This window comes from Specibacter sp. NPDC078709, from assembly GCF_040686795.1.
Lineage (GTDB): Bacteria > Actinomycetota > Actinomycetes > Actinomycetales > Micrococcaceae > Specibacter.
In genome coordinates, this window is sequence record NZ_JBFBLU010000007.1 from 168828 (window position 1) to 185207 (window position 16380).

Genomic DNA, 16380 nt, shown 5'->3' on the forward strand with positions numbered 1-16380 from the left:
CACTATGGGGAGGAGCCCTCAATCTTTTTCAAAGGGAAAGGATTCTTTCATGGCGTTTGGCCAGCAAAGAATTGAATACAAGACCATCGATCAGATGCGCATCATGCGTCGTAGTGGGCTGATCCTCGATGCAGCACTGAGGACCACCATTGCAGCCGTTGCACCTGGTGTCACCACGGGCGAACTGGATGCCATCTTCGCAGCGGAACTCAAGAAGGCCGGGGCCAAGTCAAACTTCTTGGGATACCACGATTTCCCCGCCACCATCTGCACTTCTGTCAACGAGGAAGTGGTGCATGGGATTCCCGGCTCACGCGTACTGGAGGCTGGAGATCTGATCTCCATCGACGGTGGCGCCATCGTGGAAGGCTGGCATTCAGACTCGGCACGCAGCGCCATTGTTGGTGGCCCTTCCGCAGAAGATCCTGCGGACCGCCGGCTCAGCGACATCACCGAAGAGTGCATGTGGGCCGGCATCGCTGCCATGGCCTCGGCGAAGTACGTCGGTGATATTGGTGATGCCATCGATGACTACGTCACCTCTCAGCCGGGCAAAGAACTGGGCATCTTGGAAGACTATGTAGGTCACGGCATCGGAACGGCTATGCACATGGCCCCGGATGTGCTGAACTACGCCTCCAAACACCGCGGCCCCAAGCTCAAGCCCGGCATGTGCTTGGCGATTGAGCCCATGCTGGTCCGCGGCGGCCTGGACACCATCACCCTCCAGGACGACTGGACCGTTGTCACCGCGGACAAGGCCCGTGCAGCGCACTGGGAGCACTCGGTAGCTGTGCATGCCAAGGGTATCTGGGTTCTTACCGCGGACGACGGCGGTGCGGAGCGGCTTGCGCCGTACGGCGTGACCCCGGTCTCGCTGGACTAGTCTCACTGGACTAACGCTCGCGCTGTAGCACAGTCAACCCCGGCACCGGTCTTTACCGGAGCTGGGGTTGAACTATTTAAGCCCTATTTGCCTGCTGTCCACTTTGCGGCCACGCATTGGGACTTTGTGCGCAGTACCTTGGTCGAAGAAGCCCAAGGGACTGGCGCAAAACTGCCACAGTCCTCCTTGCGAACCACCAAGAGGAAAGCAACTCCATGCGCATCTTTGCCCATCGTGGCGTATCAGCTCACCTGCCTGAGAACACCCAAGCAGCCTTCGCCCGTGCCATTGAACTTGGTGTGGATGGCATAGAGCTCGATGTTCACCTGTCTGCGGACAATGTCCCTGTGGTCATCCACGACGACACCGCCGACCGCACCACCAACGGCACCGGGAGCATCAGCGAATTCACCGCCCGTGAACTGGGACTGCTCGATGCCGGTGCCGGCCAGCCAGTTCCTACCCTCGCCCAAGTGCTTGAGATGGCGGCAGGGAAACTATGGGTCAATATCGAACTCAAGGACGCGGATTCGGTGGAGCCCGTCGTCCAAGTTGTCAATTTGATTCCTGGGCTGGACTGGTTTGCCTCGTCCGCGGACTGGGCCGCACTGGCCGAACTTCGCCGACTCCTCCCGGAAGCCACCATCTATCCGCTGTGTGTAGGAAACCTCGACAAGCTCGCGCTCACCGACGCCGGGGTTGATGCGGGGAAGCAGTTCGCTGGACGTGGCTTGCCAACAGCTATCGATTTCGCCCTCAAACAAGGCGCACAAGGGCTCTCCGTTTGGGAGGGAGGCCTGGACCAAGATGACATTGTCACGATCCACGAGGCTGGACTCTTGGCGTGGGTCTGGACTGTCAACGATCCAGCGCGTGCCCGGAAACTAATGGAAATGGGTGCCGATGCGATCTGTACCGATGATCCGGAACTGCTCCAGCAAGCACTGCAATTCGCTGCGTTGGATCGATAGCAGTGGCACAACTAGCCACTGCGCACACCGGCACAAAGCAAACCGGCGCAAAGCGCAACGGCACAAAGACGAGCGGTAGGACCCCCAAAGATCCACATCCCACAGGCGCGGCGAACAGCGAGACAATACCGCAGCGAAAACCACGTACCCCGTGGAAATCATGGCTCCTGTTCTTGCTCTTTGCGGGGCCCAATGTTGCCCTGCTGATCATCTTCACGTACAAACCGTTGATTCAATCTCTGCAGTACTCGTTGCTGCAATGGAATATTGGCTCCGCGACAGCCCGATTCATTGGGCTGGATAACTATGTGAGCTGGTTCAGTGACCCGACCACCGCCAACGTCATTCGGGTAACGGTGATCTTCACGGTGGCCACCGTTGGTGGCGGCATGGTGCTGGGCCTATCGCTGGCGCTCCTGCTCAACCGCAAGCTTCGCGGTACGGGACTGGCCCGAACGGTAGTCGTCGCGCCCTACGTCCTGTCCGGAGTCGCCGTCGGACTTCTGTGGCTCTTTGTGTTCGACCCCAACTTTGGTGTCCTCGGGGCCATGCTGGGCGTCATGGGCCTGAGCTCACCGGACTGGTACAACGATCCGACGTGGGCGCTGCCCATGCTGATCGTGGTCTACCTGTGGAAGAACGTCGGCTATGTGGCATTGATCTATTTGGCCGCACTGCAAGCAGTTCCGCGGGACCTGATCGAAGCGGCCAACCTTGATGGGGCGGGCGCCTTCGCTTCGTTTAGAAATGTGGTGCTGCCGTTGCTCGGGCCCACCACCTTCTTCCTGTCCGTCACGACTTTGCTGAGCTCCTTGCAGTCCTTTGACATCATTCAGGCGATGACGCAGGGCGGACCGCTAGAAGGCACCACCACCATGATGTATCAGATCTACCGGGAGGGATTCGCTACCGGCCGGGCTGGTTACTCCTCGGCGATCGCCACCGTACTGTTCGTGGTGCTCCTGATCATCACAGCCGTGCAGATGCTGTTCGTTCAAAAGAAGGTTCACTACTGATGCGCCCTGATGTGAAAGACCGGCCCGCCGGCAAAGTGGCGGCGAGTGCTACAAACGGCTCCGCCCATAAGAACTCCCGCGTCAAGGGCTCTGACCCCAACAGCTCCGGTGTTCCATTCGGTGGGAGCACCTTGCGCCCTCGGGTAGGAGGCTATGTGCTGATGGCGGTGGCTGTTGCCGCCATGATCCTGCCCCTTGTCTGGATGATGCTGGCTAGTTTCAAGCAACGCGATGAGATTTACACCGTCCCCATCCAGTGGCTGCCCGCCAGTTTTGAAATCTCCAACTACATCGCTGCCTTGGACGCTGTGCCCTTTGGCAACTTCTTCATCAACTCCCTCATCACCACGGTGGTGGGAGCAACGCTGAAGATCGCACTAGGCCTCACCACGGCTTATGCGGTGGTGTTCTTGGAATTCCCGTTCAAGAAGTTCGTGTTCGGGTTGGTGGTGTTCGCGCTTCTGGTGCCGCAACAAATTGTGATCATCCCCAACTACACACTCGTTTCGGATCTCGGCTGGATCAACACCTATCAGGGGCTGATCCTGCCGGGTCTGGCCAGCGCCTTTGGCACCTTCTTGTTCCGCCAACACTTTCTGACCCTGCCCATCTCCATCCTGGAAGCGGCAGCCCTGGACGGGGCCAGTCATTGGCGCCGGCTGTGGACGTTCGTTGTACCCATTTCCGCGCCGACCATCGCCGCCGTGGCCCTCGTCTCGATCGTCTCCGAATGGAACGAGTACCTGTGGCCGCTGCTCGTGGTGGACAGGGCCGAGATGATGACACTGCCTGTGGGCTTGACCCTCTTGCAGAACAACGACGGCGTGACCAACTGGGGTGTGCTGATGGCCGGCACCGTACTCATCACCGTCCCTGTGTTGATCGTGTTCTTCCTGCTTCAGCGGCGCATCGTCACCGGGCTCACCTCCGGCGCCGTCACCGGCTAAGCCCCAAAATCTTCCACATCCATAAGTAATCCAACCATCGTGCCCTCCGCAGCCCTGCGAGAGCGGCAAATCATCCAAGGAGAACAGCATGAACGTTTCACCCTTTGCCAACCTGAACCGTCGCCAGCTGTTGCAACTGGCCGCCCTCGTGGGTGGTTCCGCAGCCCTGGCAGCCTGTGGGGGACCCGCCGTCGGACAAGCTGGTGGCGCCGCCACCGACGAGGCCATCGACTGGAAGGGCGTCACTGCCGCTAAGGAGATCACCTGGTGGTCGAACCACCCCGGCACCTCAAAGGACCTCGAGTCCGAAATCATCAAGCGCTTCAAGGAAGAGACAGGCATTCAGGTCACCCTCGTCACCGCTGGTGCCAACTACGACGAAGTGGCGCAGAAGTTTCAGGCCTCATCGGGCTCCAGCAACATTCCTGACCTGGTGATCGCCAGCGACGTATGGTGGTTCCGCTACATGATCAACGGTCAGATCCTGCCGCTGGATCAGCTGGCCGAGCACCTGGAAATGGATACCGCGGACTTCAACACCACCCTCTACAACGACTACGAATTCGGTGCGAATCACTGGGCCATTCCCTACGCCCGTTCCACCCCGCTGTTCTACTACAACAAGTCGGTGTGGGAGAAGGCCGGATTGCCTGACCGCGCACCCAAGACCTGGGTAGAATTTGATGAGTGGGCACCCAAGATTGCCGCTGTCAGCTCCATTACACCGCTAGGACTGGGTAAGGGGAGCTCCTGGAGCGCATGGTGGTTCTGCAATATGCTCTGGGGCGCAGGTGGTGCGTACTCCAAGGACTGGACCATGACCCTGGATACCCCGGAAGCCCTCGAAGCTGCCAAGTACCTGCAGAAGATTGTGTACGAGGACAAGAGCGCTGCCGTCACAGCCAAGGACCAGGTAGCCGACTTCGGTGCCGGCCTGACTGGTTGCACCATTGGCTCCACCGGATCCCTCAGCGGCATTATCGACGCTGCCAAGTTTGAGATCGGAACCGGGTTCCTGCCCGAGGGCGCCGAAGGTGCTGCGTGCCCCACCGGCGGTACCGGGTTGGCTATCCCGGCAGGAAAGTCCCCTGAGCAGCAGCTGGCCGCTGGCATGTTCTTGAAGTTCCTGACCAACGCCGAGAACACGGCGTACTTCTCCTCTAACACCGGCTACATGCCGGTACGTACCTCCGCTGTGGAGGGCGAAACCATGAAGGCCGTTTACGCGGAGAAGCCGCAGTTCCGCACCGCAGTTGATCAGTTGGCCACCACTCGCGTCCAGGACTGGGGCCGCGTGTTCGTGCCCAATGGCGACAAAGATCTCACCACCGCCATTGAGAAGATCATGCTCCAGCAGGCAGATCCCGCGGAAGCATTCGCCACGGCCGCTGCCTCCATCACCAAGTCCTACGAAGAAAACGTCAAGCCCTACCTCTAAGGGTTCTGGAGCTTTACGCCCTTTGACCGGCTGATTGATGTGACTCACAGTTTGAGCTGGTCTGGCTGACTGGCCCGCAGCACACCACGAGAAACAACCCGAAACCGGGATTTCTCGCCGTGTGCTGCGGGCCAATCTGCGTTCCTGAGGAGCTTGATTTTTCGTCAGCCCTGGACCTTCGTGGTGAATGTCAGTGCCCCCGTAGATAATCAAGGCAGACAGTTAGTTCGGCAAGCAGTTAGCTCGGCAAGCCCGTTAGCGCAGCACATCACCAGCGACAAAGGAGTTCAGCTGATGCCCATCGGCAAATCTGAAGGAAACACAGAAGGCAACACCGAACCGGTCTCGTACGGTTCCATCACCGACGTACCCGGTATCCGGGTGGGCCAGGCCCACCGCCACACCGACGGATGGCTCACCGGAGTGAGTGTGGTGCTGCCACCACCGGGAACCATTGGATCGGTGGATGTCCGCGGCGGCGGTCCAGGAACTCACGAGACCGACGCCTTGGATCCTTCCACCATGGTCTCCACTGTAGACGCGGTAGCGCTGACCGGGGGCAGCGCCTATGGGCTGACGGCTGCCGGGGGAGTGCAGCGGTGGTGCGAGGAGCATGGACGGGGGTTCCCTGTGCCAGGAGGCGTGGTGCCGATTGTTCCGGCTGCGGCCATTTTTGATCTTGGTCGCGGCGGTGACTTTTCCGCCCGGCCCACCCCGGACATGGGCTATGAGGCGGCACTTGACGCCGCAGGCTCACCGGAAGGGGCCGACGTCGTCCGTGGAAATGTGGGTGCCGGCACCGGAGCAGCCCTTGGCGCGGGACAGTTTAAGGGCGGCCTGGGAACTGCCTCGGTGCGGCTTACGGGGGAGAATTCGCACATTCTGGTCGGTGCGCTGGCGGTGGTTAATGCGGCGGGTGTTCCGTGGCGGCCTGGAGTAGCAACTGTCCCGGCTGGTGAAGGGCTGAACACTACTCTGGTTGTGGTTGCCACGAATGCCACCCTTACGGTGGCCCAAGCCCAGCGGACTGCCACCGCCGCGCATGCCGGAATGGCCCGGGCGCTGAACCCGGTGCACACTCTCGCCGATGGAGACACCATCTTTACCCTCGCCACATGTGCGGAATCTCTCATGGTCAACCCAAAGCTACCGGTGGGTGCCCTGATCGAGCTGCAATCTGCTGCGGCAGAGGCGGTGCGGCTGGCTATTCTGGACGGTGTGGCCTGTGCCGAAGAAGTGCAAACCCCTGCAGGCATACTGCGACCGTTCCCGGAGGAGATGCCACAGGGCTCAATTTAACTTATTTGACTATTTGCACTAGAGTAGGTTGTTGGTTGTCTGTGCCTGCCCATTTGTGGCGCTCACGGGCGAACAATAATCAGTAGCAAATCGAACGCCGGACTGAAACGGCTCCCACAGGAGCTTTCTAAGACGGCGCAACAAAGTTAGCGGAGGATATGGCCAAGAAAGACGGGGTCATTGAGATCGAGGGCGTTGTGACGGAAGCGCTGCCCAACGCGATGTTTCGTGTTGAGCTGACGAACAAGCACATCGTTCTTGCCCATATCTCAGGAAAAATGCGCCAGCACTACATTCGTATCCTTCCTGAGGACCGAGTTGTGGTGGAGCTGAGCCCGTACGACCTTACACGGGGTCGTATCGTCTACCGCTACAAATAACCACAACTGCAATCACGCAAAGGAATGCCATGAAGGTCAAGCCGAGCGTCAAGCAGATCTGCGATAAGTGCAAGGTGATTCGCCGTAACGGTCGAGTCATGGTGATCTGCGAGAACCCGCGCCACAAGCAGCGCCAGGGCTAATTTCTCTTCTTCTAGAGAAACCCCGGGCTTTTGCTCACGCAAGTAAATTAATAAGGCAGCACAAGTTGGACGAAGGCGGAGCAATCCGCAACCGTGCCAACGGACCCCTGGTCGGAGGCCAGGGCCGCATTCACAAAATGTGCGGGTGTACTGTCTACGACCTCCGGTTTACACATAGGAGCAGCCAAATATGGCACGTCTCGCTGGCGTAGACCTTCCCCGCGAAAAGCGGCTGGAAGTAGCGCTTACATACATCTACGGCGTGGGCAAGACCCGTGCGAAGAATGTCCTGGCCGAAACGGGTATTTCCCCGGACGTCCGTGTCAAGGACCTTTCTGACGCTGAACTCGTTCAGTTGCGTGACAACATCGAGGGTAACTACAAGGTTGAGGGTGACCTTCGCCGCGAAGTAGCAGCTGATATCCGCCGCAAGGTTGAAATCGGCAGCTACCAGGGTATCCGCCACCGTCGTGGCATGCCCGTGCACGGTCAGCGCACAAAGACCAACGCACGTACCCGCAAGGGTCCGAAGCGTACCGTCGCTGGCAAGAAGAAGGCCGGCAGGTAAATCCCGCTCGCCAGCTTGAAGAGTTGCCTGAGGCAGCTGTTTCAGATGTTGGCAAGCGTGGGCTTTAGCCTATGCCGTCCCCTCATTAAACTTTAGTAGGAGAATAAAATGCCCCCAAAGACTCGGGGCGCGGTTCGTAAGCCGCGTCGCAAGGATAAAAAGAATATTGCGCTGGGCCAGGCGCACATCAAGAGCACCTTTAACAACACCATCGTTTCCATCACGGATCCGAACGGTGCTGTCATTTCATGGGCTTCTGCCGGTGAAGTTGGTTTCAAGGGCTCGCGTAAGTCAACTCCGTACGCTGCACAGATGGCTGCTGAAGCAGCTGCCAAGCGCGCACAGGAGCATGGCCTTCGCAAGGTTGACGTTTTCGTAAAGGGTCCGGGCTCGGGCCGCGAAACGGCTATCCGTTCGTTGCAGGCTGCTGGCCTCGAAGTTGGCTCCATCTCGGATGTCACTCCCAGCGCTCACAACGGCTGCCGTCCGCCCAAGCGCCGTCGCGTCTAACGAGAATTAGAGCAACAGAGTTGGCCTTCACCTAGGTGGAGGCCAACTCCGCCGCCGTTAAGTCTCGTCAGCCGCCATTTCCACTACCTGTGTTGCGTCATATAGCGGATGCTCGCTGAAAGGAAAACCCAGTGCTCATTGCACAGCGCCCCACCCTATCTGAAGAAGTAGTTTCCGAGAATCGCTCACGGTTCATTATTGAACCGCTGGAGCCAGGCTTCGGTTACACCCTGGGAAATTCACTGCGTCGGACTCTGCTGTCCTCCATCCCTGGCGCTGCTGTCACCAGCATCCGCCTCGATGGCGTACTGCATGAGTTCACCACGGTTCCCGGTGTTAAGGAAGATGTCACTGAGATCATCCTGAACATCAAGGGCCTCTCCGTGTCTTCGGAGCATGACGAGCCCGTCGTCGCCTACCTGCGCAAGCAGGGTCCTGGCGTTGTTACGGCTGCCGACATCGCTCCTCCGGCCGGTGTGGAATTCCACAACCCTGACATGCACATTGCCACGCTGAACTCGAAGGGTAAGTTCGAACTCGAACTGACCATCGAGCGCGGTCGCGGCTACGTTTCAGCAGCTCAGAACAAGAACGTAGATCAGGAAATTGGCCGTATCCCGGTTGACTCCATCTACTCACCCGTTCTGAAGGTGACCTTCCGCGTGGAGGCTACCCGTGTTGAACAGCGCACCGACTTTGACAAGCTGATTGTTGATGTAGAGACCAAGCAGGCCATCTCCCCGCGAGATGCCATTGCCTCTGCCGGCACCACGCTGGTTGAACTGTTCGGTTTGGCTCGCGAGCTGAACACTGCCGCTGAAGGTATTGAGATTGGCCCGTCCCCGACGGATGCCGCTCTTGCCGCAGACATGGCCCTGCCGATCGAGGATCTGGACCTGACGGTTCGTTCCTACAACTGCCTCAAGCGTGAGGGCATCCACTCCGTGGGTGAACTCGTTGCTCGCTCCGAGGCTGACCTGATGGACATTCGTAACTTCGGTGCGAAGTCCATTGACGAGGTAAAGGCAAAGCTGGTTGAGCTCGGTCTCTCCCTGAAGGATTCCCCTCCAGGATTTGATCTGGCCGCCCGTGCCGCAGCCCTTGATGAGAACGACGACGCTTTCGGCGACGACGAACTCTAAAGTTCGAACAACAAATTTTTTAGTCGGCTGGGCGGATGTGTCTGACACATCCGCCACGGTTCGGCTGACACTTGAGGAGAAACACCATGCCTACACCCGCTAAGGGTCCCCGCCTCGGAGGCGGAGCGGCTCACGAGCGCCTGATGCTCGCGAACCTGTCCGCTGCTCTGTTCGAGCACAAGCGGATCACCACCACCTTGACCAAGGCCAAGCGCCTGAGCCCCTACGCAGAGCGACTGGTAACTTTCGCAAAGCGCGGAGACTTGTCTTCACGCCGCCGCGTTCTCGGCCTGATCAGCGACAAGGGCATTGTCCATGAGCTGTTCACCGACATCGCCAAGGCTGTAGAAAACCGCGATGGCGGCTACACCCGCATCACCAAGATCGGCAACCGTAAGGGCGACAACGCTCCCATGGCTGTCATCGAGCTCGTTCTGGACCCGGTCAGCGCTAAGCAGGCCGTTGTGCAGGAAGCTACCGCTGCTGCCGCTAAGGCTGCCCCGGTTGAAGAAGCACCGAGCGAAGAAGTTGTCGAGACCGAAGTTGTAGCTGACGAAGCTGCTGCTGAAGAGACCAAGTAGGGCCTAAGCCACAAGCTTTCGCTTTATTGAAAGGCCCGTCACCCCTTGGGGAGGCGGGCCTTTCGCGCGCCCGGGACCGTCTTGTGCCACGGTAGAATTGTGGGCATGCAAACCCACCATCCTTCCCCTAAAGAGCTAGGTCTCCAGCGTGTCCGCCTGGATATCGCGTACGACGGCGGTCCCTTCAGTGGGTGGGCTGTGCAGCCCGGGCGCCGTACCGTCCAAGGTGTTCTGGAAGAGGCGCTGGCCATGATGTTGCGCCGTCCGGCTCGGCTTACGGTCGCTGGGCGTACAGACGCCGGCGTGCACGCACGCGGTCAAGTCGCCCACGTTGACCTCACGGAAGAGGAGTGGGCCACCATGGGCCGGGGACACGCCGTCGCACCTTCACTGGCTTTGGAGCGGCGCATCAACGGGGCGCTGGGGAGGGTCCTAGGTGATCTCAACGGTGCCGTCATGGTCACCGAGACGCAGGCGGCTCCGGAGGGTTTCGACGCCCGCTTCTCAGCCCTGTGGCGGCGCTACAGTTACCGGATTGCCGATGGTGCCACGCTGAGGGACCCGCTGAAGCGGGCGCAGACGCTCTGGTTCAACGATGAACTTGATGTGGAACGGATGAATGCCGGCGCCGCTGAACTGTTGGGGCTAGGTGACTTCAAGGCCTTTGCTAAACCGCGGGAGGGCTCCACCACGATCAGGACCTTGCAGCGCTTCGATTTCACACGAAACATTGACGGTGTGATTAAGCTCAACATTCAGGCTGACGCGTTTTGCCACAATATGGTGCGGGCTTTGCTGGGTGCGGCGTTGAGAGTTGGCCGGGCCGTCGAGGGGCCGCATTGGATGCGGGAGCGGCAGCTTGCCGGGGTAAGGGACGCAAAATCCGTGCTAGCAAGCGCCCATCCACTGATTTTTGAGGAAGTGCGCTACCCGGACGATCTTGAACTTCACGATCGGGCAACCCTCACCAGGAGGCTAAGGGTGCCAGAATCGTTGAGCAGCACCCCGCTTTGACCCGGGGCCACTATTAAAGGTATCGTGGATAGTCGTTGTGCGTGTCCTATCTCGATACCACGCGCCCGTTACAGGTCCGGTTGCAGGACTACCACTGAACGGGTGCCATCGGGAAGTGTAAGGATGACTGGTGTTAGAGCCCTCACCTCTGTTCCGGTAAACGCATAGATAGCAGGTGTCAACCATCTGTGACACCACCTAAGAACAAGAAACGAAGGCAAAAACCGTGCGTACGTATACCCCGAAGCCCGGCGATATCTCCCGTCAGTGGCACATTATTGATGCCAATGACGTTGTCTTGGGCCGTCTTGCCAGCCAGACCGCAACACTGCTGCGTGGAAAGCACAAGCCGACCTTCGCTCCCCATATGGACATGGGCGATTTCGTCATCATCATCAACGCCGAGAAGGTTGCCCTGACAGGCGCCAAGCTCGAACAGAAGCGTGCTTACCGCCACTCCGGTTTCCCGGGCGGCCTGTCAAGCGTCAACTATGCAGAACTGCTGGAGAAGAACCCGGTTCGCGCAGTGGAGAAGGCCGTTGCCGGCATGCTCCCGAAGACCAAGCTGGGCAACGCTCAGATCAGCAAGCTGAAGGTCTACCGCGGCGCCGAGCACCCCCATGCAGCGCAGCAGCCCCAGACTTTCGAAATTACCCAGGTCGCCCAGTAGTCCTGGCCACCACCTAAATTTACTTAATCAAGGAGAATCGTGGCTCAGAATACTGAAGAGCTGAACACCGAGGCCGTTGTGGCTGAGGAAGAAGTTTTGACTAGCTACACGAGTGAAAGCTCAGCTGCATCTGATGCAGCACCCAAGAAGGAACGCCCGGCACTGACTGTCTCAGGCGCAGCTGTTGGCCGTCGCAAGCAGGCAATTGCCCGCGTTCGCGTCGTACCCGGCACCGGCAAGTGGGTTGTGAACGGCCGCGAGCTGTCCAACTACTTCCCGAACAAGCTGCACCAGCAGGAAGTAAACGATCCCTTCCGCATCCTGGATCTGGATGGTGCCTACGATGTTTGGGCACGCATCCACGGTGGTGGCCCCTCGGGCCAGGCCGGTGCATTGCGTCTCGGTGTTGCTCGTTCCTTGAACGAGATTGACGTTGAGAACAACCGCGCCATCCTCAAGAAGGCAGGCTTCCTGACTCGTGACGCTCGCGTCATCGAGCGTAAGAAGGCTGGTCTGAAGAAGGCTCGTAAGGCTTCGCAGTACTCCAAGCGCTAAATATTGCCGCTTACAAAAAAGCCCCGCTCGTTTCGAGCGGGGCTTTTTTGTGCGCAAACTGCGGACGCTATCCCACCTCTGGCGTCTTTTTCGCGGACGCTATCCCACCTCTGGCTTCTTTTTCACGGACGCTATCCCATATCCCTGTTTGCGAATTGTCGGTGCGCTAGGGCCCCTCATGGGCGGGCATGCAGTCGAATGCGATATCGCTTGGCTGAATGGCACCATTGCTGCGCTAGCGTCTGGGGGGAGGAAGGTGTGGCGGAGGGCATGGCGACCGCGGAGTGGTTTTCCCGTTTCATGATTTAGACTGAACAGGATGTCAAGATTATTTGGAACAGACGGTGTCCGCGGTTTGGCCAATGGCCTGCTGACGGCTGAATTGGCTCTATCCCTCGCTCAAGCAGCAGCTGTAGTACTGGGACATGACCAGATGAGCGAAGGCAAGCGGCCCCGTGCCGTGATTGCCCGCGACCCACGCGCCAGTGGTGAGTTCATTGGTGCTGCCGTGGAGGCAGGGCTGGCCAGTGCCGGCGTCGATGTTTATGACGCCGGTGTACTGCCCACACCCGCCGCCGCTTTCCTGATCGCGGATCTGGGCGCCGACTTCGGCGTGATGATCTCCGCCTCGCACAACCCGGCGCCGGACAACGGCATCAAGTTCTTTGCCCGGGGCGGCACTAAGCTCCCCGACGATGTGGAAGACGCCATCGAGGCGCAGCTGCAGCGCGACGCCTTCCGCCCTGTGGGAGTGGACGTGGGCCGCATCCAGCGCTTCTCAGATGCGGAGGACCGTTACGTGCTCCACCTGCTCGGCACGCTGCCGCACCGGTTGGACGGGCTGAAGATTGTCTTGGACTGCGCGCATGGCGCGGCCAGTGGATGTTCCCCCCAGGTGTTTACGGATGCCGGGGCACAGGTCACCGTCATCGGCGCCAACCCCGACGGTCTGAACATCAACGACGGCGTGGGATCCACCCACCTGGAACTGCTTCAGGAAACAGTCCTGGCCACGGGCTCTGACCTGGGCATCGCCCACGACGGCGACGCCGACCGCTGCCTGGCTGTGGACCATGAGGGCAACATCATTGACGGAGACCAGATCATGGCCGTGCTGGCGGTGGCACAGAAGGCTGCCGGCGAGCTAAAGGACGACGTCCTGGTGGCCACGGTCATGAGCAACCTGGGCCTAAAAATTGCCTTGCGCAACGCGGGCATCACCATCCGTGAAACCGGGGTGGGTGACCGCTACGTCCTTGAAGAGATGCGCCGCGGCGATTACACGCTGGGTGGTGAGCAGTCCGGCCACGTGATTTTCTCCAAGTACGCCACCACTGGCGACGGCCTGCTGACGGGCCTGCAGCTTGCCGCCCAGGTGGCCAAGACAGGTAAGTCCTTGAAGGAACTGGCCGAAGTGATGACCAAGCTGCCGCAGATCATGATCAACGTCAAGAACGTCGACAAGAACCGGGCCTCTTCTGTTCCGGCCATCAATGCTGCCGTGGCCAAGGCCGAAGCGGAACTGGGCGACACCGGACGAGTGCTGCTGCGCCCCTCGGGAACCGAGGCGCTGGTACGTGTGATGGTTGAGGCCGGAGACATTGAAACGGCCGAACGGATCTGTGGCGATCTGGTGAGTGTTGTACGGGCAGAGCTCTCGCTCTAGCAGCACCCATAAATGTAGAAAGGCGGCCATCCCGGTTGGGGTGGCCGCCTTCGTGGTTGGTGGGTTAGTGTTGTCCGCTGCTCGGGGCGGACTTGAGAGCGTCGCGGATTTCGGTCAGCAGCTCGATCTGAGGATCGACCGCGGGTTCTTCGTCCTTGATGCCCAGCTTGGCGTTGCGGCGGGCGATGATGTGGTTCATCGGGACTACGACCATGAAGTAGATGGCGGCTGCAACAATGATGAAGTTGACCAAGACGGTGAGGAAGACACCGAACTTGATGTCAACACCGTTGATGGTCAGTAGTGCGAAACTGTCGAAGTCGGCGGAACCAAATATTGCTGCGATTAGTGGCATCAGGATGTTCTCGACGAGGGAGTTTACGACTGCCCCGAAAGCTGCACCGATGACGACGGCGACGGCAAGGTCTACGACGTTGCCCTTCATTATGAAATCTCTGAATCCCTTTAGCATGCACTTAAGGTACCGCACTCTTGGGGAAACTGGGCGAATTCTGGGCGTATTTGGGGAAAAAAGTATTTGTGCCGCTATTTGTAGCCCGGAGCGCCGGGAAGTCCCAGATATTCTTCGTAGCTGTGGAAGCCTCGAACCAGCATGTCCTCGGCGACGGCCACACCCACGTAGCGAAGATGCCACGGCTCGGCCAGATACCCGGTGGTCGATTCGGAACCGGGCACGTAGCGGACCACAAAGCCGTGTTCTTGGGCGTGTGCGGCGACCCACTGGGCCCCTGCTGTCTCTGCGAAGCAGGAGTGGAACTCACAGGCGGTGCTGGCGCCAGCATCGCCGATGTCAATGGCCAGGCCGCTTTGGTGCTCGGAGAATCCGGGCCGTGCTGAGGTGGTGTCAGCGGCCGCCGTGCCCTTATTGACCACGTAGCTGTTGTAGAGGCCCATCTGCGTGTCATAAGACCGGTAGCTGCTCAGCAACGTCAGGTGCACGCCCTGCGTTGCTGCCGCAGCGAACATGCGCTCCGCAGCTTGAGCGGCTTCGGCACGCAGCAGGCCGGGCTCACCGGAGCCCACAGGTACCGCTGGCACTACCAAGTCCGACGGTGAATACGTCACCGGAGCTAGTGGATGGTGTTTGTTCACCAACACCAGCGGGCTGTTGGGGTTGAAAATGTTCAACAAGGATTGATCGGACGGAACAGATGCCCCTGACGTAAAGAGCTTGTGGGCAGGCGAGCTTTCCGCAGCGCCCTTGATCGCAGGCGCCGGGGGCGTGGCTACAGGGGTGAGAGGTGCAGCAGAACCGCCCGATACCGAAAGTTTCGGCACCGCACTCGTGGATGCACTCGGGGAGGACCTCAAGAAGGGGGCCGGGGTGTCTGTTGTCACGAGAGTAGACAGTGGCGCAGGTGGGGAAGGCTTCAAGGAGGCGTCCGGCGTCGTGCGTAGAACTGTTGAGATGGCTGGGTCAGGTGCAGCGGCTTGGCCGGGGGAATCCGCCAATCCCAGTGCCCCGCCCACGACCAGGGCGGCGCCGACAAAGGAGATCAGCACGCCTCCGGGGCGCGGCCACGAGAATTCGCGGCGCAGGCGTGCGCCGGGTGACTGTCGGGGGCGGCGTGCCTGGTGGAATCCCACAACGGGCACTAGACCTTCCTCAACAACATGCGTCGGATGGAATGGTCAGCGTCCTTGGTGAGCACCAGCTGCGCGCGGCCGCGGGTGGGCAGCACATTCTGGAGCAAATTGGGTTCGTTGATGCTCTTCCAGATCTTCGAGGCTGTGGCGGTGGCCTCGACGTCGGACAGGTCTGCATAGCGGCGGAAATAGGAATCCGGATTCGCGAATGCGCCGCTGCGCAGGGATCGGAAGCGGTCGATGTACCACTGCTCAATGTTACTGGTTTTGGCATCCACGTAGATGGAGAAATCGAAGAAATCACTGACGGCCAGGCCGGAGCGCCCATCGGTGCGAGGACGGGCGGCCGCGAGCACGTTCAGGCCCTCGACAATGAGGACGTCGGGGCGGCGGACCACCACTTCCTTGTCCGGCAGGATGTCGTAGGTGAGGTGCGAGTACATGGGGGCTCGGACCTCTTCGGCGCCGCTCTTAATCGCACTGACGAATCGGAGCAAGGCCCGGCGGTCATAGGATTCCGGGAAGCCTTTGCGTCCCATCAGGCCACGGCGTTCCAGCTCGGCGTTGGGGTAGAGGAAGCCGTCAGTGGTGACCAGTTCCACGTTGGGAGTGTCTGGCCAGCGGCACAGCATCTCCTTGAGGACGCGCGCTGTTGTGGATTTGCCCACAGCCACGGAGCCGGCAACACCAATCACGAAGGGGGTGCGGGAGCCGCGCTCGCCCAGAAAAGTGGTGGTGGCGCTGTGCAGGTGACCGGCCGCGCCAACGTAAAGGTTAAGGAGCCGGGAGAGCGGCAGGTAGACATCGTGAATCTCACGCATGTTCAGTTGGTCACCGAGCCCGCGGAGCCGCTGAACATCGGATTCGTCTAGGGGTTGCTCAATCTTATTGGCAAGACGAGACCACGTCTGGCGGTCCAGCTCCACAAAAGGAGAGGCGCTGACGCCGTTGTTTGGCTCGGTTCTTTGCGCTGTCACATCTGCAAT

At 59.8% G+C, this 16380-nt stretch carries 19 protein-coding genes; 16 read left to right on the top strand and 3 right to left on the bottom strand.

Annotation, left to right across the window (positions count from 1 at the left end):
• The first annotated feature begins 49 nt into the window (after nucleotides 1-49).
• The 16 genes from map to glmM all read left to right on the top strand — a co-directional run bounded on the left by map (nucleotide 50) and on the right by glmM (nucleotide 13786).
• The gene (gene map / locus AB0P14_RS14025; protein ID WP_363843346.1) at nucleotides 50-886 is read left to right on the top strand and encodes a type I methionyl aminopeptidase; all 837 of its coding nucleotides are present in this window, start codon (nucleotides 50-52) and stop codon (nucleotides 884-886) included.
• 215 nt (nucleotides 887-1101) lie between these two features.
• Nucleotides 1102-1857 carry a glycerophosphodiester phosphodiesterase family protein gene (locus AB0P14_RS14030; RefSeq protein WP_363843349.1) on the top strand — a complete coding sequence of 252 codons (756 nt, stop codon included), beginning with the start codon at nucleotides 1102-1104 and terminating at the stop codon, nucleotides 1855-1857.
• 173 nt (nucleotides 1858-2030) lie between these two features.
• Nucleotides 2031-2873 carry a sugar ABC transporter permease gene (locus AB0P14_RS14035; protein WP_363843352.1) on the top strand — a complete coding sequence of 281 codons (843 nt, stop codon included), beginning with the start codon at nucleotides 2031-2033 and terminating at the stop codon, nucleotides 2871-2873.
• 161 nt (nucleotides 2874-3034) lie between these two features.
• Nucleotides 3035-3820 (top strand): carbohydrate ABC transporter permease, encoded by a 786-nt coding sequence (locus AB0P14_RS14040; RefSeq protein WP_363843524.1) that lies wholly within the window; start codon nucleotides 3035-3037, stop codon nucleotides 3818-3820.
• Between the two features lie 88 nt (nucleotides 3821-3908).
• On the top strand, nucleotides 3909-5258 hold the full coding sequence (locus tag AB0P14_RS14045) for an ABC transporter substrate-binding protein (RefSeq protein ID WP_363843355.1): 1350 nt from the start codon (nucleotides 3909-3911) through the stop codon (nucleotides 5256-5258).
• Between the two features lie 294 nt (nucleotides 5259-5552).
• On the top strand, nucleotides 5553-6557 hold the full coding sequence (locus AB0P14_RS14050; RefSeq protein WP_363843358.1) for a P1 family peptidase: 1005 nt from the start codon (nucleotides 5553-5555) through the stop codon (nucleotides 6555-6557).
• Between the two features lie 158 nt (nucleotides 6558-6715).
• The gene (gene infA, locus AB0P14_RS14055) at nucleotides 6716-6937 is read left to right on the top strand and encodes a translation initiation factor IF-1 (protein WP_009358723.1); all 222 of its coding nucleotides are present in this window, start codon (nucleotides 6716-6718) and stop codon (nucleotides 6935-6937) included.
• 29 nt (nucleotides 6938-6966) lie between these two features.
• Nucleotides 6967-7080 carry a 50S ribosomal protein L36 gene (rpmJ, locus tag AB0P14_RS14060; RefSeq protein ID WP_011775570.1) on the top strand — a complete coding sequence of 38 codons (114 nt, stop codon included), beginning with the start codon at nucleotides 6967-6969 and terminating at the stop codon, nucleotides 7078-7080.
• 190 nt (nucleotides 7081-7270) lie between these two features.
• Nucleotides 7271-7648: a 30S ribosomal protein S13 gene (gene rpsM, locus AB0P14_RS14065; protein WP_062286656.1), complete on the top strand. Its 378-nt coding sequence runs from the start codon at nucleotides 7271-7273 to the stop codon at nucleotides 7646-7648.
• A gap of 108 nt (nucleotides 7649-7756) precedes the next feature.
• On the top strand, nucleotides 7757-8158 hold the full coding sequence (gene rpsK, locus AB0P14_RS14070) for a 30S ribosomal protein S11 (protein ID WP_038464649.1): 402 nt from the start codon (nucleotides 7757-7759) through the stop codon (nucleotides 8156-8158).
• Nucleotides 8159-8289: 131 nt separating this feature from the next.
• Nucleotides 8290-9300 (top strand): DNA-directed RNA polymerase subunit alpha, encoded by a 1011-nt coding sequence (locus tag AB0P14_RS14075; protein WP_062286657.1) that lies wholly within the window; start codon nucleotides 8290-8292, stop codon nucleotides 9298-9300.
• A gap of 86 nt (nucleotides 9301-9386) precedes the next feature.
• Nucleotides 9387-9881, top strand: a complete 495-nt coding sequence (rplQ, locus tag AB0P14_RS14080) for a 50S ribosomal protein L17 (protein ID WP_363843365.1) — start codon at nucleotides 9387-9389, stop codon at nucleotides 9879-9881.
• 105 nt (nucleotides 9882-9986) lie between these two features.
• On the top strand, nucleotides 9987-10895 hold the full coding sequence (locus AB0P14_RS14085; RefSeq protein ID WP_363843368.1) for a tRNA pseudouridine synthase A: 909 nt from the start codon (nucleotides 9987-9989) through the stop codon (nucleotides 10893-10895).
• Nucleotides 10896-11121: 226 nt separating this feature from the next.
• On the top strand, nucleotides 11122-11565 hold the full coding sequence (gene rplM / locus AB0P14_RS14090) for a 50S ribosomal protein L13 (RefSeq protein ID WP_363843371.1): 444 nt from the start codon (nucleotides 11122-11124) through the stop codon (nucleotides 11563-11565).
• 39 nt (nucleotides 11566-11604) lie between these two features.
• Nucleotides 11605-12120 (top strand): 30S ribosomal protein S9, encoded by a 516-nt coding sequence (rpsI, locus tag AB0P14_RS14095; protein ID WP_363843374.1) that lies wholly within the window; start codon nucleotides 11605-11607, stop codon nucleotides 12118-12120.
• A 319-nt stretch (nucleotides 12121-12439) separates the two neighbouring features.
• On the top strand, nucleotides 12440-13786 hold the full coding sequence (gene glmM, locus AB0P14_RS14100; RefSeq protein WP_363843376.1) for a phosphoglucosamine mutase: 1347 nt from the start codon (nucleotides 12440-12442) through the stop codon (nucleotides 13784-13786).
• A 64-nt stretch (nucleotides 13787-13850) separates the two neighbouring features.
• On the opposite strand, the gene mscL is transcribed toward glmM, so the two are convergent.
• The 3 genes from mscL to coaA form a co-directional block, all read right to left on the bottom strand.
• Nucleotides 13851-14258 (bottom strand): large conductance mechanosensitive channel protein MscL, encoded by a 408-nt coding sequence (gene mscL / locus AB0P14_RS14105; RefSeq protein WP_363843379.1) that lies wholly within the window; start codon nucleotides 14256-14258, stop codon nucleotides 13851-13853.
• A gap of 74 nt (nucleotides 14259-14332) precedes the next feature.
• Nucleotides 14333-15403, bottom strand: coding sequence for a D-alanyl-D-alanine carboxypeptidase family protein (locus AB0P14_RS14110; RefSeq protein ID WP_363843382.1), 1071 nt, complete (start codon nucleotides 15401-15403; stop codon nucleotides 14333-14335).
• Nucleotides 15403-16371, bottom strand: coding sequence for a type I pantothenate kinase (coaA, locus tag AB0P14_RS14115; RefSeq protein WP_363843385.1), 969 nt, complete (start codon nucleotides 16369-16371; stop codon nucleotides 15403-15405). Before coaA ends, AB0P14_RS14110 begins: the two co-directional genes overlap by 1 nt.
• Nucleotides 16372-16380: the final 9 nt, after the last annotated feature.